This window comes from Dactylosporangium sp. CA-139066 (assembly GCF_050936175.1).
GTDB lineage: Bacteria > Actinomycetota > Actinomycetes > Mycobacteriales > Micromonosporaceae > Dactylosporangium.
Window position 1 is genome coordinate 2270432 of record NZ_JBNJNH010000001.1, and the last position, 23847, is coordinate 2294278.

Below are 23847 nucleotides of genomic sequence, written 5' to 3' on the forward strand. Positions count from 1 at the left end.
AAACGGTAGCAGAAGTCGATCCATCGGCATCTCGGCAAGCCGGAAGAACTCCCGATCGAACAGGGCACTAGCGATCTTCGCGGAAGTTGACTCTACTTTAGAAAAAGATAGTATTCGTGTGGATCTCTACGAGAGGGAGCGGCCATGGACGCCGAGGCACTGCGCCGTCAGCAGCGCGAGGAGTGGACGCTGTGCGCGGGCGGCTGGCGCGACTACCGGGCGAACTTCGCCGGGCCGAGCGCGCCGATCACCGAGCGGATGCTGCAGCTGCTCAAGCTCGCCGAGGGCGAGCACGTGCTCGACCTGGCCTGCGGCAACGGCAACCCGACGTTCGCCGCCGCGGAGGCGGTCGGGCCGGCCGGCCGGGTGCTCGGCGTCGACCTGACCAAGGCGATGGTCGACGAGGGGGCCGCGTTCGCCGAGCGGCACGGCATCGCCAACGTGGAGTTCCGGGTCATCCCCGACGAGACGGACCTCGGCGTGGAGCCGGGAACGTTCGACGCGGCCACCTGCCGCGCCGGCCTGCAGTACATCCCGGACCGCGTCGGCGCCGCCCGCGCGGTCTTCGCGGCCCTGCGCCCCGGCGGCCGGTTCGTCGCCATGACCCTCGGCGCGCCCGACCTGTGCATGCCCTTCATGCTCACCAACGGCATCGTGGCCCGGCACGTGCCGCTGCCGAAGCTCGGCACCGACACCCCCGGTCCGGTCGGGCTGTCCACCGTGGAGCAGCTCGAGGGCGTGCTGCGCGACGCCGGCTTCGTGGACCTCGAAAGCGACCGGTTCATCGCGCCCATCTTCGAGGCGCCCGACCCGGCGGCGGCGTGGCGGCTGTTCGTCGACACAGCCGGGCCGTTCATGAAGCTGTTCGCATCGCTGAGCGACGAGCAGCGGCGCGCGATGGACGAGGACGCGCGGCGCACGTTCGCCGAGGCGTTCCCCGAGGGCCCGGTCCGGCCGACCGGCGAGGCGCTGGTGGTCTGCGGCGTCAAGCCGTCATGACCGCGGACGCGGCCGGGGCGACGGTCGAGGAGTACCTGCGCCTCGGGCTGCGCTTCGGCCGGCTCGTGGACGGCTACGTCGACTGCTGGACCGGCGGCGAGCGCCTGCGCGCCGAGGTCGCCGCGGAGCCGGTCCCGGACCCGGCGGACCTGGCCCGGCGGGCCGACACCCTGCGGGCCGGCCTCGACGGCCTGCCGCCGCAGCGCCGGGATTTCCTCGACGGGCAGCTGCGGGCGCTGGCCTGCGCCGGACGCCGGCTGGCCGGCATCGACATCGGCTTCGTGGCCGAGGTCGAGGAGTACTTCGACGTCCACATCGAGCCGGCCGACCCCCAGCGCTATGCCGAGCTGCACGCCGAGCTCGGCTCGCTGCTGCCCGGCCCCGGCCCGCTGGCCGAGCGGGTCGCGGCGTTCTGCGACGCCGACCGCCTCGCCGGCGAGGACCTGCGCCGCGGCGCGGAGGCGATGTCCGCCGCGCTGCGCGAGCGCGTGGCCGGGCTCGTCGAACTGCCGGCGGGCGAGCACGTCGAACTGGTGCTGACGGCGGACAAGCCGTGGAACGCCTTCAACGAGTACCGCGGCGGATTCCGCTCCCGGATCAGCCTCAACGCCGACGTCGGGCACCGCATGACCGCGCTGCCGTTCGTCATGTCACACGAGGCGTACCCCGGCCACCACACCGAGCACTGCGTCAAGGACGCCGAGCTGTGCCGGCGGCGCGGGCAGCGCGAACACGCCATCAGCCTCGTCAACACGCCGCAGGCGCTCCTGGCCGAGGGGGCCGGTGAGACCGCGCTGGCCGCCCTCGTCGGGCCCGGCTGGGGAGCGTGGACGGAGGCGGTGCTCGCTCCGGCCGGGCTGCGCCTGGACGGCGAGCTGGCCGAGCGCGTCGAGGCGCTGACCGGGCAACTGCTCGCCGCCCGCCAGGACGCCGCGCTGCTGCTGCACGACCGCGGCGCGAGCCAGGACGAGGTGGTGGCGTACCTGGGCCGCTGGATGCTCGTCACCGAGGCCCGCGCCCGGCAGATGCTGCGCTTCCTCACCGACCCGCTCTGGCGGGCCTACACCACCACCTACATCGAGGGCAAGCGCCTCGTCGGCGGCTGGCTGGCCGCGGGGGAGGCCTGGCCGCGGTACGCCCGGCTGATCGCCGAGCCGCTGACGCCGGCCGCGCTGCGGGCGCGGACCTGACCAACGCAACCGAAAGGGGCACCTGTCGTGGACAAGACCGAGACCGGCGCGCCGGTGGCCGCCTCCGCCGCCGTGGAGCAGGCGCTGCGCGCGGCGGCCGAGGAGGCCGCCCGATCGGCCATCGACGTCAAGCGGACCGTGTGGGACGTGGCGTCCGGGCCGCTGACGAACCGCGCCAACTGGGAGCGGCTGCGACAGCATTTCATCCTCGACCCCGCGGTCACCCACCTCAACGCCGGGACGATCGGCTCGGTGCCGCGGCCCGTGCTCGACCTGCTCGGCCGGCGCGACGAGCACTACGCGCGCCACCCCGGGGACCCGTACCCGGAGACGACGATGAACGAGGCCCGGCAGGTGCTCGCCGAGGCGTACGGCTGCGACCGGGACGAGCTCGCCGTCGTCCAGGGCGCCACCGACGGCAACGCCCGCATCCTCAACGGCCTCGAGCTCGGCGAGGGCGACGAGGTCGTCACCACCACCCACGAGTGCTACACCATGCAGGCGCCGCTCAACCTGCTGCACAACCGGCGCGGCGTGGTCGTGCGCAAGCTGACCCCGCGCCTGGGCCACGACGTGCGCGCCGAGGAGATCGTCGAGCAGTTCGAGGCGGCCATCACCCCGCGCACCAAGGTCCTCGAGTGGGCCGCGGTCACGTTCACCACCGGCACCACGATGCCGACCCGCCTGCTGGCCGAGCTGGCCCAGCGCCACGGGCTCATCACCGTGGTCGACGGGGCGCACCTGCCGGGCCAGTTCGCGTTCAACCTGCACGAGCTGGGCATCGACTTCCTGAGCGGCTCTGGCTCGAAGTACCAGTGCGGACCCATGGGGACCGGGATCCTCTATGCCCGCAACAAGGTGCTCCCGCAGCACAACCCGCTGCCCCTGCCGGCGTTCTGGCCGGTGATCTCGCTGTGGTACCCCATCGAGGGCGCCCTTCCGCCCCGCGCGGACGGCGCCGAGCCGGCGTACGACATGGCGACGTTCATCCAGAAGACCGGCACCACGGACCTGTCCCGAGCGCCCGCCCTGCGGGCCGCCAGCGAGATCTGGCAGCAGATCGGGCAGGAGCACATCCAGCGCTACGTGTTCGGCCTCTGCGCGCACATCCGCGAGCGGGTGGTCGAGCACTGGGGGCGCGCGTCGCTGTTCAGCCCGTACGACGATGCGCGGCTGCACTCCGGCATGGTGGCGTTCCAGCCGTTCCGCGACGACGCCCTGGCGCTGGACCTGGCCAAGTTCCACGAGTTCGAGCAGCGAATGGAGGAAGAGCACGGCTTCAACCTGCGGTTCACCTTCTTCCCGGTGCGCGGCGCGGAGTCGGAGTCGGAGCGCTACGCGATCCGCCTGGCGCCGCACCTCTACAACACGCTCGAGGAGGTCGACCGTGCGGTGGACGCCATGATCAAACTGACCGCCGACATGTCCTGAGGTATCAGTCATGCTCAGTCAACAGATCCGAGGCCGCCTGGGGGCGGCCACCGCGGCGCGGGCCGCGGCACTGGTCGTGCTGGCCGGCGCCGCCCTCGTCGCCGGGGCGGGCGCCACCGCCTACGCCGTCACGGAGGTCTCCTCCAGCGTGCGCGGCACCGACGGCCGCACCTACACGGCCACCAACCATCTGACCCCGGCGGCGCTGCGCGGCGGGCCGCGCGAGTGGCTGCTGGCCTGGGCGGGCGCGGCGAACGCGAACGACCCCGCGGCGCAGGACTTCATCGCCGTCATCGACGCGACGAAGGGCTCGAAGTCCTACGGGCAGGTCGTCAACACGGTGACCGTCAGCCCGCAGGAGCAGAACGAGCCGCACCACCTGCAGTACATCTGGCACAAGGGCCAGCACATCTTCGCCGCCGGCATGTTCAGCGACTCGAGCTTCGTGTTCGACTCGAAGGCCCTGCCGGCGCTGAAGATCACCGGCATCAACCTGGCCGCCGACACGCCGTGCGGCTCGGCGCCGGACGCGTTCTGGTCCCTGCGCGACGGCACCGCCTACGCCACCTACCTCGGCGGCCCGGACGTCTCCGGGCCGTGCACCTACACCAACGGCGAGACCCGCGTCGGCAACGGCGCGAACGGCTCGCCCGGCGAGGTGGTGCGGGTCGGCGCCGACGGCCGGACGCTGTCCGAGATCCCGATGGCGCTGCCGGGCGGCGAGGACCCGGCCAAGTGCCACAACACGCCGAGCATCACCCCGGCCACGTGCGCCAACCCGCACGGGCTGCAGGTCCGCGAGGACCTGAACCTGATGGTGGTGAGCGACTTCGCCGAGATCAAGAACTTCCTCGACTCCAGCACGGTGCAGACGGACCCGTTCCTGCTGCGCAACACCGTGCGGATCATGGACATCACCGACCGGAACAACCCGAAGATGCGCTCGGTGTCGTACCTGGACGCCGGGCCGCGGGTTGACCAGCTGCCCGCGTTCGACGAGAACCGCATGGTGATGGAGAACGCCGTCACCAACCAGCACCAGCACAAGGGCGCGTTCGCCTCCACGATGGCCGGCGGCGCGGTGTACTACACGCCGGACATCACCAGCACGGCGCCGCAGTGGCACGAGGTGTTCGACGACACCGCCGCCTACCGCAAGTTCGACCCGAGCGGCGTGCTGAGCGGCTCGAACGACGGCGGCAGCTGGCTGCAGGTCACCCCCGACGACCGGTTCCTCATCCACGGCGTCATGGGCTCCGACCCGCGGGTGCCGCGCAAGTCCAACAGCGGCATGGTGTTCGTGCTGGACATCCAGAAGCTCATCGCGGCCGGCAACGACCCGAAGTGCCGCATCGACACCGTCGAGGAGGTCGCCGCCGGCGGCCGGGAGCCGGACTGCCCGGCCCTGACCGGCGTCGTGCCGATCGCCGACTCGGTGTCGCCGGGCGTGGGCGTCGGCCCGCACTGGGGCACGGAGGACCTGTTCACGAAGGACCACCGCGGGTTCTACACCGAGGCCCGGCACATCGAGCGGATCGCCACGTCGGACTACTTCGTGGCGAAGACCGGCATCGACGGCGACCACCGCGTCTGCATGCTGAACCTCAGCCCGGCCGGGGCGCTCAGCCTCGACCAGTCGTTCCAGGACGAGCAGACGCACCAGCCGTGCGTGAGCTTCAACCGCCAGACCTGGCCGCACGGCACGGTCGGCGGGGCGCGCCCGCACGGCGTACTGTTCGTGGTGAGCGACGCGGTGCTGCACTAGCGCCGCCCGCAAAGCAGAACCGAGGCGCGGCTGCCGCCGCGCCTCGGTTCCTTTGTGCGCACCTACGCGAGGCGGCCGGTGACCGCGGTGACCGTACCGCTGGGCACCCAGGAGGCGCTGTGCTGGTGGTCGTGGCCCTGGTCGCCCGGGACGAACAGCTGCGAGGCGGCGTAGAGGCGCAACGGCCCGGCGGGCACGTCGTGGCGGCGCATCCAGGAGGTGTACCCCACCCCGGTCGGCGCCTCGCCCGGGAACGCGGCCGTCAGCGCCGCGAGGTAGCCCGACGGCGTGCTGTCGTGCACGTCGAAGCGCAGCGGCAGCAGCGGGGCGCTCGGTGCGGTCAGCAGCGGCCCGTTGAGCAGCCAGGGCGCGAGGTAGGAGCCCTGCGCCCGGACCCGCCCGGCGCCGACGTCGCGCAGGGTCGCGTCGGCCGCGGCCCAGCCGGACAGCACGAACAGGGGGTGCTCGCCCGGCCCGGTCACCGGCAGCCCGGCGGCGCGGGCCGCGGACTCGACCACGGCGCGGGCGGCGGCGCCGCGCGGCGAGCCGTCGGAGACGACGGAGACGGCGGCGGCGTGCCGGCCGGCGACGAAGGCCACCATGGCCCGCAGGGCGCCGGCGTCGTCGCGCGTGAGCTCCTGCGCCGGGCAGGCGCCGGCCCGCTCGCGGGAGCCGGCGAGGACGGCGCCCAGCGCGGCGCTGGCGCACTCGGGCCCGTCGTCGGTGGTCACGTCGGCACGGGAGGGGGTGCGGCCCGTGTCGAGCTTCAGGGAGCCGGTGGCGCCGCCGCGGGCGATCCAGAGGCGGCTGCGGCCGGCGGGCAGGTTGACGAGGGCCCACGATCCGGCGGTACCGGGCCGGGCCCGCGCCGGCGTGAGCGCCCCCGGGTCGAGGCCGGCCTGGACATCCTCGGCGCCGAAGTGCACGAGGTTCCACCCGGGAGCCTGGGGCGTGACGAACACCGGCAGCGCGCCGGCGCCGACCGCCACCGTGCGCAGCATCGGCACCCCGGGATCGGGCGGCTGCGGCGCCCCGGCGAGCGACACGGCCACGGCCACGGCGCCGGCCGCGGCCGCCGCCTGGGGCCACCCGACGGCGGGCGCCGGCCGGGCGCACTGCAGCGCCACGCAGCCCAGCCCGGCGAGCAGCACGACGGTGAGCGGTCCGAGCGGTGCCGCCGGCAGGACCACGCCCAGGCCGGCCGCGGCGCCGACGGCGGCGGCCGCCCGGACCGGCAGCCAGGGCAGCGCCAGGACGGCGGCGGCCAGCAGCGCCGACACCACCGACGGCGCCGCGCTGAGCTCGGCGACGGCGCCGGTCACCGCGGCCGCGATCGTCCAGCGCCGCACGCCCGGGCGGCCCGAGACGGACAGGCCGGCCGCGACCGCGACGCCGAGCAGGGCCAGGCAGCGCACGAACACCGCGGTGACGTCCGGCGCGGACGCCCCGGCCGGGGCGCCGTGCTCGTGGGCCCAGGCCGGGGCGCCGGACAGCAGCAGCGGCGCGGCAGCCAGGACCGCAAGGGTCCCGGCCCGCCGCGCGAATGCGGTCATCGCAGGTTCCGATCGTTGACGACGAACAGCACCCCGTGCGGCCGGGCGTCGCCGAAGGAGCCGTGCGGCCAGTCGGCCCGGTTGAACGCCACGCACGGCTGGTGCGTCCGCTCGTCGCGGAACGACCTGTCCAGGCCCAGCTTGCCGTTCGGCGCGACGTCGACCATGCACACCTCGTGGTTGCCGTCGCCGCCGAGGCTCCACACGAAGTAGTTGGCCACGGCGAGGCGGGAGATGCGGTCGGTCTCGTGGAAGTACCCGTCGTGGCCGAGCGTGAAGTTGTCCATCGTGCCCCAGTGCGGGCCGCCGGACGTCTCGTCGTGCACGGGCAGGACGCCGGCCAGGGCCGGGCAGTCGGGCTCGCCGCCGCCGCGGGCGACCTCGTCCATCGTGTCGATGCGGCACTTCGGGTCGTTGCCGGCCGCGAGCAGCTTGCGCACGTCCAGGGCGTACACCATGCCGACCGTCGTGTTCTGCGGCAGCCCCGACAGCGTGCGCTGGGCGCCGATCACGGTGTGGAACAGGAACCGGTCGTCGGGGCTCAGCTGCAGCCAGCTCCCGCCGTCGCCGCCGCTGGGCACGGTCCCGTCCGGGTGGAAGGTGCGGTACGCCGCCTCGTCGTCGAAGACCTCGGTCCACTGTGGATCGGGCGCGGTGATGTCGGGCGTGTAGTACACGGCGCCGCCCCACATCGTGGACACGAACGCGCCGCGGTGCTCGGGCCGGTTGGTCACCGTCGTCTCCATGACGAGGCGGGACTCGTTGAACACCGGGTACTTCTCGGTGCCCGCCCGCGGCCCGATCGGCAGGTGCGCCGCCGACAGCACCTTCGGCGCGTTGACGTCCGTGGTGTCGTAGATGCGCACGGTGTCGCGGATGAGGTGCGGGTCGAACTGCGGCTGCTGGTTGAGGTAGTTGCGGATCTCGGCGAAGTCGGTCTGCACCATGCGGTGCAGGTCCGGGCGCAGCTGCGCGCCGTGCGGGTTGGCGCACGACGCCTTGAGCAGGGCCGGGATGTTGGTGCACTGGGCCGGGTCCTCGCCGCCGGGCAGCGCGGCCGGCGACTCGGACAGCGTCCGGCCGTCGGTCCCGATGCGCACGATCTCGCCGGGGGAGCCGCCGTAGCCGTTGCCCACGCGGGTCTCGCCGTTGCTGTACCGGCACTCGCCGGACACGTTCGGCCCGCCCATGTAGGTGGCGTAGGCGGTGCCGTCGCCGAGCACGGTGAAGGCGTCGGGCGCGGAGCCGCAGGGCGTGTCGGCCGGCAGGTTGACGCCGGTGAGCCTCAGCGCCGGCAGCTGGGAGGCGTCCATGACGAGCGTGGTGTCCGAGAGGATGCCGCCGGCGTAGATGCGCTCGCCCTTGTGCCAGACGTACTGCATGTGGTGCGGCTCGTTCTGCAGCTGCGGCGTGAACGTCGCGGTGTTGACGACCTGCCCGTACGTCGGCGAGCCCTTGGTGGCGTCGACGACGGCCACGAAGTCGGGTGCGCCGTCCTTGCCGTCGGCGTCCCCGGCCCAGGCCAGCAGCCACTCGCGCTTGCCGTCGTGGCGGGTCGCGGCCCGGGTCAGGTGGTTGGTCAGCTGGTAGGTCTTGCCGTCGGAGCCCTGCACACCGGGGGAGACGACCGTGATCGGCCCGTAGCCGGACGCGATCGGCACGGCCGCCTGGCCGGGCAGGAGGGCGACGAACGCGGCGAACGCGGACAACCGCCGCGCTCGCCGTGGTGTTGGGTTGGTGACCGGCATCGGCTGCTCCAGTCCTCGGCATTGGCGGCGATCAACGCCGCACGTCAAGAACCACCCTAAGGCCGGTCGCTTGAATTTTCTATAGTGAGGCCCGCGAGCGCCCCGCGTAGTCGTTACCGGCGTACCAGTCGCCGCGGCCCTGCGGCAGGAGGTCCAGGACCGACCAGACCGGCGAGTACGAGTCGATGCCGCGCTCGCGCTCCTCGGGCGAGAAGTCGGCGTGCATGGTGTACCAGTGCCGGACCGTGCCGTCCTGGCGCCGGAACACGCTCAGCCCGGGCCGCTGGCCCTCGTCGTCCTCGGCGTGCAGGTCGCGGTTGAAGTCGCTGCGATGGCTCGACAGCAGCCGCAGCCCGTCCCAGCCACGCCGGCGGCCCCACTCGCGCAGCTTCGGCAGGGGCGCCTTGGCCACGACGGCAAACCCGGTGTGCCGGGCCAGGTGGTGGTGGACGCCCTGGAAGCCGTCGACCCACATCGAGCACATCGGGCAGGCGCCGTCGTCCTGCGGGGCGTACATGAGGTGGTACACGACGAGCGTGTCGTGCCCGCCGAAGAGGTCCGCGAGGGCCGGCGTGGTGACCGGCTCGTCCAGGCCGAGGTCGGCCGGGCCCTCCTCGAAGGTGTACGCCGGGAGCACGGCCCCCGGCGGCAGCGCCCGGCGCGCGGCGGCGACCTCCTCGACCCGGTCGCGCAGCGCGCGCTCGGCGTCGAGCAGCGCCGAGCGCGCCTTGCGGTACTCCTCGCCGGCCCCCGCGGGCCAGAGCGCGTCGGTCATGTGCGAATCCCTTCAGCTATGGCGCGGTCGCGCGCAGGCACAGCGCCGTGGACGTGAGGTCGAGCCCGTCGGCGTCGCGATGGTCGGCGACGGCCGCGCCGACGTCCGCCCACGTCTCGGCGTGGTCGGCGGCGCCGTACCGCTCTCGTATCATGTCCAGCACCGCCGGCGGGGTGACCGACCGGGTGAACGCCGCGTACTCGTCCGGGTCGGCGACGCGGAACGGCACCGGGAACGGCGCCACCGACACGTCCACGAACCCGGCCCGGTCCAGTTCCTCCATGAGCGCGGCCGGGTCGGACATGCTCCACGGCCCGGGCGTGCCGGGCGGCGGCGCCGGGAACCGCAGGCGCTCGTTCAGCGCCGCGTAGCCCGCGGCGATCATCGGCACCTCGGCCGGCCCGGCCCACGTGGCCGCGGCCAGCGTCCCGCCGGGCCGCAGCAGCCGCCGCAGCTCGCCGAAGGCCGCCGCGTGGTCGACGGCGAACATGAGCCCCCACCGGCTCAGCGCCGCGTCGAACGACCCGGACGGCAGCGGGACGGCCTCGAGGTCGGCGACGACGAGCTCCACATTGGACAGGCGGCCCAGGCGCCGCCGGGCGGCGTCGAGCATGGCGGCGGACAGGTCGACGCCGACCACCCGCCCGGCGGGCCCGACGACCCCGGCGGCGGTGCGGGCCGGCTCGCCGAGGCCGGTGCCGGCGTCCAGGACCCGGTCGCCGGGCCCGATGCCGGCCAGGCGCACCAGCTCCGCGGTCACCGCGGCGGCGCCGCGCTCGAAGACCGGCATCGCCGCCAGCCAGCCGGCGCTGATCGAGTCCCAGGTGGTGCGCTGCTGCTCCTTGACGTTCATGCCGTGCTGCCTTCCCTTCGTTGTCCGCGGACCACGAGCCACTCAGGCCGCCCGCCCGCGCCGAGCTCGGCCAGCTCGACAACGCTGAAGCCGCTGTAGCGCAGCTCGCGGACGTAGGTGTCGAAGCGGCGATGGTCCTCGTCGAGGTAGCCCCGCTCCGGGTCGGCGCTCGCCACCGGGTGGCGCACCGAGAACACGAGCCGGCCGCCGGGGCGCAGGTGATGGAAGAGGGTGTCGAACAGGCGGGCCAGGTTGCGGACCCGGTCGAGGGCCCGCAGCGAGACGGCGGCGTCGAAGCGGCCCAGCCCGGCGCCGGACCAGCGGTCCAGATCCTCCTCGCGCAGCCGCGCCGCAGTGCCGCGCAGGGCGTCCTCGGCGGCGGCGAGCGCCCGGTCGTCTCGGGCCAGCCCCGCGTAGCCGCCGGCGCCGTCGTCGAGCAGGCGCCGGCCGAGCGCCGGCTCGGTGCAGCCGAGGTCGACGACGCTGCGGCCGGTGACGTCGCCCAGCAGGGCCACGGCCGCGTCGAGGTCGGCCGGTGACTCGGGCATGGTGGTCTCCCTCCGTCGTGGACGGCCTTCGTCGAAACTATCGGAACATATAGGGAACATCGAGGTGCACCACGTCCGCAAGCTCGCCGACCTCAACCGGCCCGGTCGACCCGGCAAGCCGGCATGCGGCAACGCGGCGAAGTCGGCAAGCACGAAGAACCGGGCGGCGGCGGCCCGTGGATATGGTGGCGGCATGGTCGCGCTGAATCACCGTTTCCACCGGTTCGCGCTCAACGCCTTCATGGTGGTCGTGCTCGGGCACTGGGCCGAGCACATCGCGCAGGCGTACCAGATCTGGGTCCTCGGCTGGCCGAGACCGAAGGCCAACGGGCTGCTGGGCCTGGCCTACCCGTGGCTGGTCACGTCGGAGTGGATGCACTACGGCTACGCGCTGCTGATGCTGATCGGGCTGGCGCTGCTGCGGCCCGGCTTCGTCGGCCGCGCCCGCACGTGGTGGACGGTCGCCCTGGCGATCCAGTTCTGGCACCACATCGAGCACCTGCTGCTGCTCATCCAGGCGCAGACGGGCCACCCGTGGTTCGGCCGCCCGGTGCCGACGAGCATCCTGCAGCTGGTCTACCCGCGGGTCGAGCTGCACCTGTTCTACAACTCGATCGTCTTCATCCCGATGGTCGTCGCGGTGTACCTCCACCTGCGCCCGAGCCACGCCGAGCTGGACCGCATGCACTGCAGCTGCGTGCCGGTCGCGGGCTGAGCGGATGCTGCCCGTGCTCGCCGGGGCCGTGCTCGCGCTGGCCCCGGCACCGGCCATTGTGGACAGTGTGCCGCCCGGCGGCGCGGCGCTGTCCACGCCGCCGGCGGTCGTGGAGCTGATCGGCTCGCGGCCGGTCGACGCGGCCGCCTCGCACGTGGCGGTGAGCGACGCGGCGGGCCGGGCCGTGAACGCCGGGCCGCCGGCCGCGGACGGGACGCGGTTGCGGGTCGCGGTCCGCATCGCCGGCGCCGGCGACTACACGATCGCGTACCACGTCGTGTTCTCCGGCGGCGGCGAGACGATCGGCACCCGGACCTTCAGCGTCGGCACCGGCGCCCGCCCCCGCGGGGCCGTCCCGGCGCCGCCGGTCCACGCCGCTCACGAGCACGGTGTGGACCCGCTCGGCGGCTCGCTGCTGCTGGCCGACCTCGCGGTGGCGCTCGGCGCCGGCGTCCTGCTGCTGCGCCGTCCCCGCCCGACCCGCAAGTGACGTGAGGAGCCCGCGATGCGCATGTCGGACCTGAGCCGCCGCAGCGGCCTGCCGGTGCCGACCATCAAGTTCTACCTGCGCGCGGGCCTCGTCGCCGCCGGCACCCGGACCGCGCAGAACCAGGCCCGCTACGACGAGTGCCACCTGCGCCGGCTGCGGCTCATCGCGATCCTGACCACCGTCGGCCGGCTCGGCCTGGCCGCGGTGCGCGAGATCCTGGCCGCCGTCGACGACCCCAACCTGTCGCTGGTGCGGCTGCACGAGGTGGTCGGGGCCGCGCTGTTCGCCGGCCGCCCGGTGCCGCTCGACGACGGCCCGCTGAGCCGGGCCGGCGCCACGATCGACCGCTCCCTGGCCGGCCGCGGCTGGTGGGTCGACCGTCACTCGGCCGGCCACGCCACGCTGACCGGCGCGCTGGCGGCCGTGCAGCAGTTCGCCGGCGAGGCCGACGTGGCCATCCTGGCGCCCTACCTGGACGCCGTCGAGGCCCTCGGCCACCAGGAGGCGGCGGCCCTGGCGAAGCAGGACGCCGAGTCGGACCGGGCCACGATCGTCGTGCGCATCGTGATGTTCGACGTCATCCTGGACGCTCTGCGCTTCGTGGCCCAGGAGCACTTCCTGCGCCTGGAGAGCGTCAGTCCCGGCGAGGGGCCACCGGAGCGCTCAGGCCGAGGGTGAACACCCGGCGGTCGACCTCGTCGAGGGCCAGGCGCAGCGCGCCGAGCGCGACGCTGTCGGCGCCGAGGGTCGAGGCGCGCACGTCGGGCACGCGCAGGCAGAGCTTCTGCAGCTCGCGGCGCAGCGGGTCGAGGACCAGGTCGGCGGAGCGGGAGAAGCCGCCGCCGAACACGACGATCTGCGGGTCGAGGGCCAGCACGAGCGCGGCCGTGCCGACGGCGAGGTCCTTCACGTAGCGGCCGACGGCGGTGCGGGCGTCGCGGTTGCCGTCGCGGGCGGCGTTGAACACCCACGCGGCGGCGTCGTCCGGGCTGACCGTGGCCGGCACGCCCGGGCAGTTTTGCAGGTGCGACGGCGCGGCGAGCCAGCGCACCGCCTTGAGCGCGCCGATCTCGCCGGCCGCGCCGCCGAAGCCGCGGCGCAGCACGCCGTCGATGATGAGGCCGGCGCCGTTGCGCATGCCGGCGAGCAGGTACACGATGTCGTTGGCGTCCCGCGCCGCACCCCGCCAGCGCTCCGCGAGCGCGGCCAGCTTGCAGTCGTTCTCCACCACGATCGGGCAGGTGAACCGGTCGCTGAGGTGGGCGGCGAGGTCGACGGTCTGCCAGCCCGGCAGCGGCGTGAACAGCGTCGTCTTGCCGGAGGCGTCGACCGGGCCGGTGACGCCGACGGAGACGGCCCAGATGTCCGCGGCCGCCTTGCCCGACTCCCGCAGGCAGGCGGCGAGCACCTCGTCGAGGGCGGCGAGCCGCTCGGACGGGTCGGCGTCGGCGGCGACCGAGCGCCGGGCCGTCTGCACCACGTTGCCGTCGAGGTCGGCCATCAGCGCGAGGACCTTGTGCACGCCGACGTCGACGCCGATGACGTGCCCGGCGGTGGCCCGGAACCGGTAGCGGCGGGCCGGCCGGCCCACGACGCTGCTGCCGCCCGGCTCCACGATGGTCGCCCAGCCGCCGCTCACGAGCCCCTGCGCGATGACGTCGACGGCCGGCCGCGACAGCCCGGTCAGCTTGGCCAGCTCGGTGACGGTGGCCGGGGGCTGGTCCCGCAGCGCCCGCACGACCGTCAGCGAGTTGAGCTCACGCAGCCGCGACAGGTCCGTACCCGCGATGACCGGATCTGCCACAGTCTGCCCCTCGCCGCGCCAAGAGATGCCCAATATTGCTATGGAGTTTACAAACTGCACGGTGGATCGCAAGCCCGCGACCGCGGCCTCCCGCCGATCGGCAACGCTTGACCGATCGGCGGGAACGTGACGCTGATCTATGGCAAGCCCGCCACCGCGGCCGGCCGGGCCGGCGGGAGCCGTCCCTGCCGCCCTGGCGCGTCGACCGTCCAGGCCGCGCGGACGCCGGTCGCCGCCGCGGCTCAGCGCCGGTTCGTGCCTGGCTGATCCGCCGGCGTCCCGGGCGCGCCGGCCACGTCGGCGGCGGCGCGGGCGAAGGCGGCGAGCGCGGGCGAGCGGCTGCGCTGCGGCCAGGCCAGGACCAGCGAGACCGGGCCGGCGTCCGCGACCGGCACGGCGACCAGGTCGCGGCGCAGGTGCTCGGCCGACGCGGCGGGCAGCAGGGCGATCGTCTCGCCGAGCGCGATCAGCTGCATCAGCTGCGAGCCGTCCCGGATGAGCGGGCCGGTGCCGGGCATGCCGGGCCAGCGCGGGAACGTCTCGCCCTCGAGCTCGTCGAGGCGGACGGCGGCGCGGCCGGCGAGGGGGTGCTCCGGGCGCAGCACGGCGACCTGGCCGTCGACGTGTAGCAGCTCGGTGTCGAAGCCGCTCGCGTCGTCGTACGGCAGGTGCAGCAGGGCCACGTCGGCGACCCCGGTGCGCAGCAGCTCGGCCTGCTCGCAGGGGCCGCACACGCGCACGTCGACGGCCGCCGCGCCGGGCTGTTCGCGGTGCCGCCGCAGGATCTCGGGCAGCAGCCCGGCGTCGGCGCCGGCCTTCATCGCGAGCACCAGCCGCGGGCCCGCCTCGGCCGCCCTGCGCGTGCGCAGGCCGGCGGCGGTGGCGGCGTCGAGCACCTTGCGGGCCTCGTGCGCGAGCACCTCGCCGGCCGGGGTGAGCCGGATGCCCCGGCCGGCCCGCTCCAGCAGCGGCACGCCGATGCGCCGCTCGAGCTTGCGGATCGCCCGGGACAGCGGCGGCTGGGCCATGCCGAGGCGGTCGGCGGCGCGGCCGACGTGCTGCTCCTCGGCGACCGCGACGAAGTACGCCAGTTCGCGCGTCTCGAGCCGTTCCATACCCGCAGGGTATCGTTCGCGACCCGGACCGTCATGGTTCCCCGCCCTCGCGCGTGATGAGCTGGCGTCATGAGCGACAACGACATGGCCGGCCGGATCGCGCTGGTGACCGGCGGCAACAAGGGCATCGGGCGGGAGGTCGTCGCGCAGCTGGCCGCGCGGGGCGCGACGGTGCTGCTCGGCGCCCGGGACAAGGGCCGGCGCGAGGACGCGGTCGCCGAGCTGCGCGCCGGCGGGCTCGACGTGCACCCGGTGGCGCTGGACGTGACCGCCGCGGCGTCGGCGGGCGAGGCGGCGGCGTGGATCGACCGGGAGTACGGCCGGCTGGACGTGCTCGTCAACAACGCGGCGGTCACCGGCGGGCGGCCGGGGGAGCCGTCGACGATGGACCTGGAGCGGCTGCGCCTGGTCTTCGAGACCAACGTGTTCGGCGTCCTGGCCGTCACCAACGCGATGCTGCCGCTGCTGCGCCGCTCGGCCGCGGCGGTGGTCGTCAACGTCTCCAGCACGGTCGGGTCGCTGCACCGGGCGGCGAACGGCGAGTGGGACGCCATGCCGGCCTCGGCCACCTACGTGCCGTCGAAGACCGCGCTCAACTCGCTGACCGTGCAGTACGCGAAGGAGCTGCGGGCCGAGGGCATCCTCGTGAACGCGGTCAGCCCGGGCTGGTGCGCCACCGACCTCAACAACCACCAGGGGCAGCTCAGCGCGGCCGAGGGGGCGAGCGTCGTGGTCCGCTACGCCGCGATCGGTCCCGGCGGGCCGACGGGCGGCTTCTTCAGCGCGGACGGGGCCGAGCCCTGGTGAGCCCGGCCCCGCGGGTGCGCCTTACCGGAATCCTTACTGGAACGAGATGCTGTCGATGGTGACGGTGCTGCTGCCGCCGTACCAGAAGCCCATCGCGAGCTGCGAGGGGCTGGCCCGGTTGATGCCGTTGGCGGTCATCGGGATCCTGACGTCCTGGTAGGCGGTGGTGATGGCCGGGTGGCCGCCGCCGTCCAGGGTGAAGTCGCCGAATACCTTGGTGGCGCCGCCGAGGGACAGGCTGAAGTGGGCCTGCTCCCCGCCGGCGGCGCCCTTGATGCGCACGACGAGATAGGTGTACGCGGACAGGTCGGTCGCCACGTCGCTGCCGAACCAGCCGCAGTTGTTGTACTGCAGCGCGAGCGCCCCGCCGGAGACGACGCCGTTGCCGCCGCCGTTGAGGAAACAGTTGCCGCCGGTCCACTTGTGCAGGTCGTTCTGGGCGGCCGACGGGTAGGCCGGCGTGCCGTCGAAGTCGTCGAGCACCAGGCCGGCCGGCGGCGGCGGGGTCACCACCGCCACCGTCGCGGTCACCGCGTTGCTCGCCGGGGACTCGAAGCCGGCGGCGTCGCGGGCGGTGACGGTGTAGGTGTGCGCGCCGGCGGCCACGCCGGTGTCGGTGAACGACGTCCCGGCCGGGGTCGCCACCTGCGTGCCGTCGCGGTACACCCGGTAGCCCGTCACCCCGACGTTGTCGGTCGCGCCGGACCACGACAGCGACACCGAGGTGCCGTTGACGACCGGGGCGGCCAGCGCCGGCGCCGTCGGCGGGGCGCAGTCGCCGGTGCAGGCGCCGATGGTGACGGTGCTGGACAGCACGTTGTAGCCCTTGGCCGCGTCCCAGGTGCCGGTGTTGGCCAGCCGGACGGAGTATGCGGGGTTGGCCCGCAGCCCGGAGGCCTGGTCCGGCAGCCACAGCGCCAGCCGGTACGTGCCGTTGACCATCGCCGGCAGCGTCACCGTCTGGGTCGCCACGGTGACGTTGCCGGGCCGCCAGGTGCGCGGGTCGACGCCGTTCAACGGGACGTTGTAGCGGTGCGTGCCGTCGTCGAACACGAGGTACACCGGCCGGGGCTTGATGATGCCGGCGTAACCGTCGTTGGCCAGGTGGGCCGAGAACGTGAAGGCGCCGCCGGCCGCGGACTGCGGCGGGAAGGTCGCGTCGACCAGGCGCAGCCGGTAGCCCAGCTTGCGCTTGATGCGGGTGAACAGCGTCTCGGCCGGGTCGTTGCCCGACGCGGCCATGTTCGCGCTCTTCCACAGGTCGGTGTTGACCGCCGCGTAGTCCTCGTTGATCTCGGTCCAGTGCTGGCGGGACAGCTCGTACTGCGCGTTGACCCCGGCGGCGTCGTTGCCGCCGGAGGCGTTGCAGGTCTCCCCGCCGACGATCTTGTTGCCGCCGGTCGAGGTCGCCATGTCGTACACCCACTGCTTCTTGGTGGCGACGTCGAACCAGCCGAGCCAGGAGTTCTGGTCGTACGTGCCCATGTCGGCCGAGTCGGCCAGGAAGCAGTCGTCGTGGAAGCCGAGCCGGTCGAAGTCCTGCGTGGTCAGCAGGCAGTTGTCCGGCAGCGGGCAGCCCGGCGGCGGCGCGGTGCGCTGGGCGAACTCGTAGTTGAAGATGGGGTACCGGATCGCGACCGGAATCGACGCCGGGGTGCTGGACAGCAGCTTCTTGACGAGCCGGTACCGCACGGGCGCCTGACTCTCCTCGGAGGCGGCCGTGTAGGGGCTCTCGTGCCACTCGCCCCAGGCCCCGAAGAACCCGGCCTCCAGGTGCATGATGACGTCGGCGTTGGCGGCCAGCACCGGGGCGAGCTGGTCGATGTGCCGCTCCATCTGCGGCTCGGTGACCGCGGAGTAGCCGTCCCAGACGTAGGCGACCCGCAGGACGATCTTCAGTCCCTGGGCCCGGATCGCGGCCAGCCCGCTGTCCAGGTTGGTCAGCAGCGCCGGCGGGAGGTCCGTCGTCTGGTACTTGTCGAGGTGGACGTAGGAGTGGATGAGCGTGTCGCCGTCCGCCTTCGCCCGGGCGAAGGTGCGGTCGAGCATGTCCGGGTTGAAGCCCGGGATGGTGTTGCTCGCGTAGTCGTTGACGCTCGGGTCGTTGATGATCTCGTAGCGGTTGTGGAAGCCGCGCTCGGGGTTGGTGAAGACGGTGGAGTAGTCGCCGGAGTAGGCGACGGTGGCGGGCGGTGCGGCCTCGGCGTGCACGGCCGGGCCGAGCAGGGGGAGGGCCAGGACGGCCGCCGCCACGGCGGCCGCCCTGCCCTTCAACAGCTTCATCAGGTAGCTGCCCCGTCTCAGTTGCTGAAGGAGAAGCTGTCGATGGTGATGGTGCTGTTGCCGCCGTACCAGAAGCCCATCGCGAGCTGGGCCGGGCTGGTGCGGCTGATGCCGTTGGCGGCCATCGGGATCTTGATGTCCTGGTAGGCGGTGGTGATGGCCGGGTGGCCGCCGCCGTCCAGGGTGTAGTCGCCGAAGACCTTCGTGGTGCCGCCGAGGCTCAGGTTGAACTGCGTCTGCTCGCCGCCGCTCGCGCCCTTGATGCGCACGACGAGGTACTGGTACGCGGACACGTCCTGGTTGACGTCGCTGCCGAACCAGCCACAGTTGTTGTACTGCAGCGCGAGCGCCCCGCCGGAGACGACGCCGTTGCCGCCGCCGTTGAGGAAGCAGTTGCCGCCGGTCCACTTGTGCAGGTCGTTCTGGGCGGCCGACGGGTAGGCCGGCGTGCCGTCGAAGTCGTCGAGCACCAGGCCGGGCGGGGGCGGCGGCGTGCTCGACGTGCTGGCGGTGAGCGGCGCCGAGGCGGCCGACACGTTGCCGGCGGCGTCGCGGGCCTTGACCGTGTAGGTGTAGGAGCCGGCCGTCAGCCCGGTGTCCGTGAACGTCGTGCCGGTCGGGGTACCGACCTGCGTGCCGTTGCGGAACACCTGGTAGCCGGTGACGCCGACGTCGTCGCTGGACGCGTTCCACGACAGCGAGATCGACGTCGTGGTGGCGCCCGTCGACGCCAGGCCGGTGGGGGCCGACGGCGGGGTGGTGTCGGGGCCGCCACCGCCGGTGCCGACGCCGATCGAGCCGAGGCCGAGCCAGCCGTCGGCGTTCTGGGTGGCGTTGCCGAAGCGCAGCTTCTTCGCCGCCGGGCTCAGCGCCTCCAGCGGGTTCTTCACCCGCAGGACGAGCTGGTAGGAGCCGGACGCGACGCCGCTGAGGCTCACGCTGCTCTGGAAGTACTGCGGGTAGCCGAAGTCCCGGTAGGTGGGGTCGGCGCCGACGTTCCAGTCCGGGAAGGCCCGGATCTTCAGCGGCATCACGGTGCGCAGGTCCCAGGGCGTGTCCCAGGTCTTCACGACCGTGCCGGCGCTGTTCTTGAGCCCCAGCGTCACCGTCCACGGGTAGTAGAACGGGGCCACGCCGTTGTTGGCGATGGTGACGCCGACGGTGGCGGTGCTGCCGGAGACGCTGTTGGCGTAGTACGCGTGGGTGGCGCTGAGGTCGTAGCCCATGAGCCGCACGGCCGCGGCCACGTTCGGGTCGGTCGGCGAGTAGCTCTGGCTGGTCTGGTTGATCTTCCACGTGGTGTGCTCGAGCTCGATGCAGGCCTTCATGTTGTCGACCTGGCCGGAGCCGCCGGGCCACGACGTGAACGCCGAGCTCTGGATCTCCGGGCGCACCTCGCCGCCCATCGAGTCGGTGATCCACTTGTTCTCGACGCCCTGGTTCAGCGCGCGCTGCAGCTGGGCGTAGCTCGCGCCGCCGAGGGACTGCGGCAGGGTGACGCCGGCCAGCGGCGAGCCCTCCTTGTAGCAGAAGGAGTCGTCGTGGTAGCCGATGTCGCGGGCGTTGGCGGCGCCGCCGGCCGAGTCCGGGTAGCGGATCTCGAGCTTGGTGGTGTTGAAGGCGGCGTCGAACGCGGCGACGATCTGCGCCGCGTGGGCGTCGGTCGGCATGAGGTTGGGGTAGCCGTCGGCGGTGTCGGTGTCGAACGGCCACGTGTGCCACTCGCCCCACAGCCCGACGAGGCCGAGGTTGATGAAGCCGATGCGCGGGTCGCCGTCGTAGCGGGCGCCGAACGCGGCGATGAAGTTCTGCACGGCGCTGAGCAGGTACGGGCTGTCGTAGTCGGGGGAGACGGTGCCCCAGTAGGTGTTGTTGCGGTAGGTGACGTGCCCGTCGAAGCAGTGCGGGATGGCGTTGCCGGGGTGGCTGCCGGTCCCGCCCGGGTACTCCATGTAGAACCGGATGGCGGCCTGGTTGCCGTACGAGGCGATCTCGTTCAGCGCACTGTCCACGATGGACCAGTTGTAGCTGCCGCAGTCGGTCGCGCTGGTCATGACCTCGGACAGGCCGAAGTAGCTCCAGGCGAGCGAGCGCGGGTAGCCGGAGTTCTGGTTGTCGCCGGGGAAGTAGAAGCGGGCGAAGCCCTTGAGCGGGTTGTCCAGCGGGCTCGGGGCGGCGGTCAGCGGGTGGTCGGTCAGGCCCGCGCCGGGCGATCCGGGCGCGGCCGGCCGGGCGGGCGGACCGGCGGGGACGGCCGTGAACGCGGCGGCGCTGCCGCTCGGGCCGAGGACGAGCACGGCCGTGGCGGCGACCGTGCAAGTGACGACAGCGCGCGCTAAGCGGCGCCACCGCGGGGTGGTGCGCATGGATGTTCCTCCCACGAGATGGGGTGGCGGACTCCTCGCACGGCGAATCGATACGAGGAGGTGTTGACAAAGTTTCCATGAGCTTCATCATTATTAGCGACCGCCCACCCCCCGCCGCAAGACATCAATTTTGAAGATCTTCGATCAGCTGTTCCTCAATGAAACGAGGTCGGATCGTGACGATGCGTAACACCGTTGCGGTGGCCACCGCAACGGTGCCGGATCCGCCCGACGGGGCGGACGCGCCCGCGCCGCGCCGCCGGGCCGGGGACGACCGGCGGGTCGCCTGGCTGTTCCTGGCGCCGGTGCTCATCGGCTTCGCGGTGTTCTACCTGTACCCGACCGTCCGCGGCGTCTGGTACTCGTTCACCGACTACAGCCTGCTCAACACGCCGAAGTTCGTCGGCGGCGACAACTACGCCCACCTCGTCGACGACACCCAGTTCTGGAACGCGCTGAAGGTGACCGCCTACTACGTGGTCGTCAACATCGGCTCGCAGACGCTGCTCGCGCTCGGCCTGGCCGCGCTCATGCACCGGCTGACCCGCAGCGTGGTCGTGCGGGCCACGATGCTGCTGCCCTGGCTGGTGCCGAACGTGACCGTCGCGCTGGTGTGGCGGTGGCTGCTCGACGCCGACCTCGGCTTCGTCAACCACCTGCTGGTGGGCCTGGGCCTGCCGAAGACGGCGTTCCTGAACTCGCCGACGTGGGCGCTGCCGGCGGTCGGGCTCATGAACACGTGGGCGTACACCGGGTACACCGCCCTGCTGCTCTACGCGGGCATGCTGCAGATCCCGCCGCACCTCTACGAGAGCGCGGCGCTGGACGGTGCGGGTGAGTGGCGGATGTTCCGGCGGATCACGCTGCCGCTGCTGCGCCCGATCCTGGCCCTGGTGCTCGTGGTGTCGCTGATCGGCTCGTTCCAGATCTTCGACACCGTGGCCGTCACGACGAAGGGCGACCCGGCCGGCGGGACCCGGGTCATCTACTACTACATCTACGAGCAGGCGTTCCGGTACTTCCACATGGGCTACGCCTCCGCGGCCGCGATGGTGCTCGTGGTCATCCTCGGCGTGCTGACCGCCGTGCAGATGTGGCTGCTGCGCGCCTCCCGATCCGACCTGACCTGAGAGGGCCCGCGATGACCCGCCGCTTCCGCCTGGGCCGGCTGCTGGCCTGGACCGTCCTGATCGCGTTCCTGGTGCTCACCGTCGCGCCGTTCTACTGGATGGTGCGCACCGCGCTCACCCCCGACGCCGACCTGTACGCCGACGCCGGGGCCGTGTTCCCGTCCCACCCCACGATGATCAACTTCTGGCGGGTGCTCGGCTTCGTCGACGCGGACACCGCGCGCAAGGCCGGGGGCTCCGGCGCGCAGATCGACTTCGTGCGGTACACCCTGAACTCCATCGTCTACTGCGCGCTCATCGCGACCGTGCAGACCTTCTGCTGCGCCCTGGCCGGCTACGCCTTCGCCCGGCTGCGCTTCCCCGGCCGGGACCTGCTCTTCGGCGTGCTCATCGCGGCGCTGATGGTCCCGCCCATCTTCACCCTGCTGCCCAACTTCACGCTGGTGAAGGGCCTCGGCCTCATCGACAACTTCCTCGGCATGGTCGCGCCGAACCTGCTGATGACCCCGTTCGCGGTGTTCTTCCTGCGCCAGTTCTTCCTGTCCATCCCGCACGAGGTGGAGGAGGCGGCGACGATCGACGGCGCCGGGCGCTGGGGCATCTTCTGGCGGGTCGTCATGCCGATGAGCCGCGGGCCGCTCATCACGATCGCGCTCACCACCTCGGTGTGGGCGTGGAAGGACTTCCTGTGGCCGCTGCTCGTCGGCCGCGGGGAGCAGACCCGGGTGCTCACCGTGGCGCTCGGCGTGTTTCTCCAGCAGTCCCCGAACACCCAGCCGGACTGGACCGGGCTCATGGCCGCCTCCACGCTGTCCGTCCTGCCCGTCCTCGCGCTGCTCATCTTCCTGGGCAAGCGGCTGGTGCAATCCCTCAATTTCACCGGCATCAAGTAACGTCGAAGGGACACCCCCGTGTTGAGAACATCCCGCACGGCGGCGGTGCTCACCGCCGCGGCGCTCGCCCTACCGCTGGCCGCCTGCTCGGGCACCGACGACGCCGCCGACGGCGGCAAGGTCACCCTCAACTACTGGCTGTGGGACGACAAGCAGCAGCCGGCCTACCAGGCCTGCGCCGACGAGTTCAGCAAGGCCAACCCGAACGTCACCGTCAAGATCTCGCAGACGGCGTGGGCGCAGTACTGGCAGAACCTCACCACCCAGCTGGCCAGCGGCTCGGCCCCCGACGTCTGGACCGACCACGCCTCCTACTATCCGCAGTTCGTCACCAGCAACCAGATCCTCGACATCCAGCCCTTCGTCGACAAGGACAAGGTCGACCTGAGCCAGTACCAGGCGGGCCTGGCCGACCTGTTCGTCAAGGACGGCAAGCGCTACGGGCTGCCGAAGGACTGGGACACGATGGCCCTGGTCTACAACACCAAGTACGTCACCGACGCCACCGGCCTGGACAAGCTCACCTGGAACCCGGCCGACGGCGGCACGTTCGAGCAGGCGATCGCCAGGGCCACCGTGGACGCCAACGGCAAGAACGGCCTGGACCCGGCCTTCGACAAGGCCCACGTGAAGGTCTACGGCTTCCTGCCGGAGTGGGCCGACGGCTCGCAGGGCCAGAACGGCTGGGGCGACCTGGCCGTCTCCAACGGCTTCACGTACACGGACAAGAACCCGTGGGGCACCCACTACAACTACGACGACCCGAAGCTGGCCGCGACCATCACCTGGTTCAAGCACATCATGGACGCGGGCTACGCCCCGAAGTTCGACAAGCAGTCCACCCTCAGCCGCGACGCCGTCATGGACGCGGGCAACGGGGCGTACACCATCGTCGGCTCCTGGACGATCGGCTCGTACCTGGGTGACGGGGCGAAGCAGAAGTACGCCTTCGCGCCGCTGCCGCAGGGTCCGACCGGGCGCAAGACCCCCATCAACGGCCTCTCCGACGCGATCTACGCCGGCACCAAGCACCCGAACGAGGCCTGGGCCTGGGTGAAGTTCCTCGGCTCGTCCGCCTGCCAGGACATCGTGGGTGAGAAGGCGGTCGTCTTCCCGGCCATCAAGTCGGCCACCGACAAGGCCCTCGCCGCGCACAAGGCGGCCGGCCGCGACGTGCACGTGTTCACCGACGAGGCCTCCGCCCCCGGCGGCACGTTCTTCCTGCCGATCACCGACCACGGCAACGAGGTCTCCCAGATCGTCCAGGACGCCCTGCAGGGCGCGGTCCTCGGCCAGTCCTCCCCGGCCGACGCCCTGAAGAAGGCGAACGACCAGGTCAACGCGCTCTTCAAATAAACGGCACGTATCTCAGCTCTAAGGAG

The 23847-nt window shown here is 72.7% G+C and carries 20 protein-coding genes; 11 read left to right on the forward strand and 9 right to left on the reverse strand.

Annotated features, from left to right (window positions below; genetic code table 11):
• Window positions 1-144 precede the first annotated feature (144 nt).
• The 4 genes from ACQEVU_RS10345 to ACQEVU_RS10360 are packed head-to-tail and all read left to right on the forward strand — an operon-like array spanning window position 145 to window position 5385.
• Window positions 145-999, forward strand: a complete 855-nt coding sequence (locus ACQEVU_RS10345) for a class I SAM-dependent methyltransferase (protein WP_433322451.1) — start codon at window positions 145-147, stop codon at window positions 997-999.
• Window positions 996-2189, forward strand: a complete 1194-nt coding sequence (locus ACQEVU_RS10350; RefSeq protein ID WP_433322453.1) for a DUF885 domain-containing protein — start codon at window positions 996-998, stop codon at window positions 2187-2189. The genes ACQEVU_RS10345 and ACQEVU_RS10350 overlap by 4 nt, the downstream gene beginning before the upstream one ends.
• Window positions 2190-2216: 27 nt before the next feature.
• Window positions 2217-3620 (forward strand): aminotransferase class V-fold PLP-dependent enzyme, encoded by a 1404-nt coding sequence (locus tag ACQEVU_RS10355; protein ID WP_433322455.1) that lies wholly within the window; start codon window positions 2217-2219, stop codon window positions 3618-3620.
• A 10-nt stretch (window positions 3621-3630) separates the two neighbouring features.
• Window positions 3631-5385, forward strand: a complete 1755-nt coding sequence (locus ACQEVU_RS10360) for a hypothetical protein (protein WP_433322457.1) — start codon at window positions 3631-3633, stop codon at window positions 5383-5385.
• Between the two features lie 62 nt (window positions 5386-5447).
• On the opposite strand, the gene ACQEVU_RS10365 is transcribed toward ACQEVU_RS10360, so the two are convergent.
• The 5 genes from ACQEVU_RS10365 to ACQEVU_RS10385 form a co-directional block, all read right to left on the reverse strand.
• Entirely contained in the window at window positions 5448-6938 is a 1491-nt protein-coding gene (locus ACQEVU_RS10365) for a hypothetical protein (RefSeq protein WP_433322459.1), read from the reverse strand.
• Window positions 6935-8686, reverse strand: coding sequence for a hypothetical protein (locus ACQEVU_RS10370; protein WP_433322461.1), 1752 nt, complete (start codon window positions 8684-8686; stop codon window positions 6935-6937). Before ACQEVU_RS10370 ends, ACQEVU_RS10365 begins: the two co-directional genes overlap by 4 nt.
• Before the next feature lie 79 nt (window positions 8687-8765).
• Window positions 8766-9461, reverse strand: a complete 696-nt coding sequence (locus ACQEVU_RS10375; protein ID WP_433322463.1) for a DUF899 family protein — start codon at window positions 9459-9461, stop codon at window positions 8766-8768.
• A gap of 16 nt (window positions 9462-9477) precedes the next feature.
• Window positions 9478-10314, reverse strand: a complete 837-nt coding sequence (locus tag ACQEVU_RS10380; RefSeq protein WP_433322465.1) for a class I SAM-dependent methyltransferase — start codon at window positions 10312-10314, stop codon at window positions 9478-9480.
• Window positions 10311-10862, reverse strand: a complete 552-nt coding sequence (locus ACQEVU_RS10385; protein WP_433322467.1) for a methyltransferase domain-containing protein — start codon at window positions 10860-10862, stop codon at window positions 10311-10313. The genes ACQEVU_RS10380 and ACQEVU_RS10385 overlap by 4 nt, the downstream gene beginning before the upstream one ends.
• 193 nt (window positions 10863-11055) lie before the next feature.
• On the opposite strand from ACQEVU_RS10385, the gene ACQEVU_RS10390 reads away from it, so the two are divergent.
• Genes ACQEVU_RS10390 through ACQEVU_RS10400 form a run of 3 tightly spaced genes read left to right on the forward strand, consistent with a single transcriptional unit; the run spans window position 11056 to window position 12745 of the window.
• Complete coding sequence (locus tag ACQEVU_RS10390) at window positions 11056-11577, forward strand: hypothetical protein (RefSeq protein WP_433322469.1); 522 nt, start codon at window positions 11056-11058, stop codon at window positions 11575-11577.
• Between the two features lie 4 nt (window positions 11578-11581).
• Window positions 11582-12067, forward strand: a complete 486-nt coding sequence (locus tag ACQEVU_RS10395; RefSeq protein WP_433322471.1) for a copper resistance CopC family protein — start codon at window positions 11582-11584, stop codon at window positions 12065-12067.
• A gap of 15 nt (window positions 12068-12082) precedes the next feature.
• A complete protein-coding gene (locus ACQEVU_RS10400; RefSeq protein WP_433322473.1) occupies window positions 12083-12745 on the forward strand; it encodes a MerR family transcriptional regulator in 663 nt (220 codons plus the stop codon).
• Here ACQEVU_RS10400 and ACQEVU_RS10405 read toward each other — a convergent pair.
• Both ACQEVU_RS10405 and ACQEVU_RS10410 read right to left on the reverse strand, forming a co-directional pair.
• The gene (locus tag ACQEVU_RS10405; RefSeq protein ID WP_433322475.1) at window positions 12702-13871 is read right to left on the reverse strand and encodes an ROK family protein; all 1170 of its coding nucleotides are present in this window, start codon (window positions 13869-13871) and stop codon (window positions 12702-12704) included. The genes ACQEVU_RS10400 and ACQEVU_RS10405 overlap by 44 nt on opposite strands.
• A gap of 242 nt (window positions 13872-14113) precedes the next feature.
• Window positions 14114-14986, reverse strand: a complete 873-nt coding sequence (locus ACQEVU_RS10410) for a LysR family transcriptional regulator (RefSeq protein WP_433322477.1) — start codon at window positions 14984-14986, stop codon at window positions 14114-14116.
• Between the two features lie 69 nt (window positions 14987-15055).
• Between ACQEVU_RS10410 and ACQEVU_RS10415 the strand changes: the two genes are divergently transcribed.
• Window positions 15056-15793 (forward strand): SDR family NAD(P)-dependent oxidoreductase, encoded by a 738-nt coding sequence (locus ACQEVU_RS10415; RefSeq protein WP_433322479.1) that lies wholly within the window; start codon window positions 15056-15058, stop codon window positions 15791-15793.
• A gap of 33 nt (window positions 15794-15826) precedes the next feature.
• Here ACQEVU_RS10415 and ACQEVU_RS10420 read toward each other — a convergent pair whose 3' ends face one another.
• Window positions 15827-18076: a DUF4832 domain-containing protein gene (locus tag ACQEVU_RS10420; protein WP_433322481.1), complete on the reverse strand. Its 2250-nt coding sequence runs from the start codon at window positions 18074-18076 to the stop codon at window positions 15827-15829.
• A gap of 17 nt (window positions 18077-18093) precedes the next feature.
• Window positions 18094-20442: a DUF4832 domain-containing protein gene (locus tag ACQEVU_RS10425; RefSeq protein ID WP_433322483.1), complete on the reverse strand. Its 2349-nt coding sequence runs from the start codon at window positions 20440-20442 to the stop codon at window positions 18094-18096.
• 182 nt (window positions 20443-20624) lie between these two features.
• Here ACQEVU_RS10425 and ACQEVU_RS10430 point away from each other — a divergent pair, with 182 nt between their 5' ends.
• Genes ACQEVU_RS10430 through ACQEVU_RS10440 form a run of 3 tightly spaced genes read left to right on the forward strand, consistent with a single transcriptional unit; the run spans window position 20625 to window position 23821 of the window.
• The gene (locus ACQEVU_RS10430; protein WP_433334884.1) at window positions 20625-21572 is read left to right on the forward strand and encodes a carbohydrate ABC transporter permease; all 948 of its coding nucleotides are present in this window, start codon (window positions 20625-20627) and stop codon (window positions 21570-21572) included.
• Between the two features lie 11 nt (window positions 21573-21583).
• Window positions 21584-22465: a carbohydrate ABC transporter permease gene (locus tag ACQEVU_RS10435; protein WP_433322485.1), complete on the forward strand. Its 882-nt coding sequence runs from the start codon at window positions 21584-21586 to the stop codon at window positions 22463-22465.
• Window positions 22466-22483: 18 nt separating this feature from the next.
• A complete protein-coding gene (locus ACQEVU_RS10440) occupies window positions 22484-23821 on the forward strand; it encodes an ABC transporter substrate-binding protein (RefSeq protein ID WP_433322487.1) in 1338 nt (445 codons plus the stop codon).
• Window positions 23822-23847: the final 26 nt, after the last annotated feature.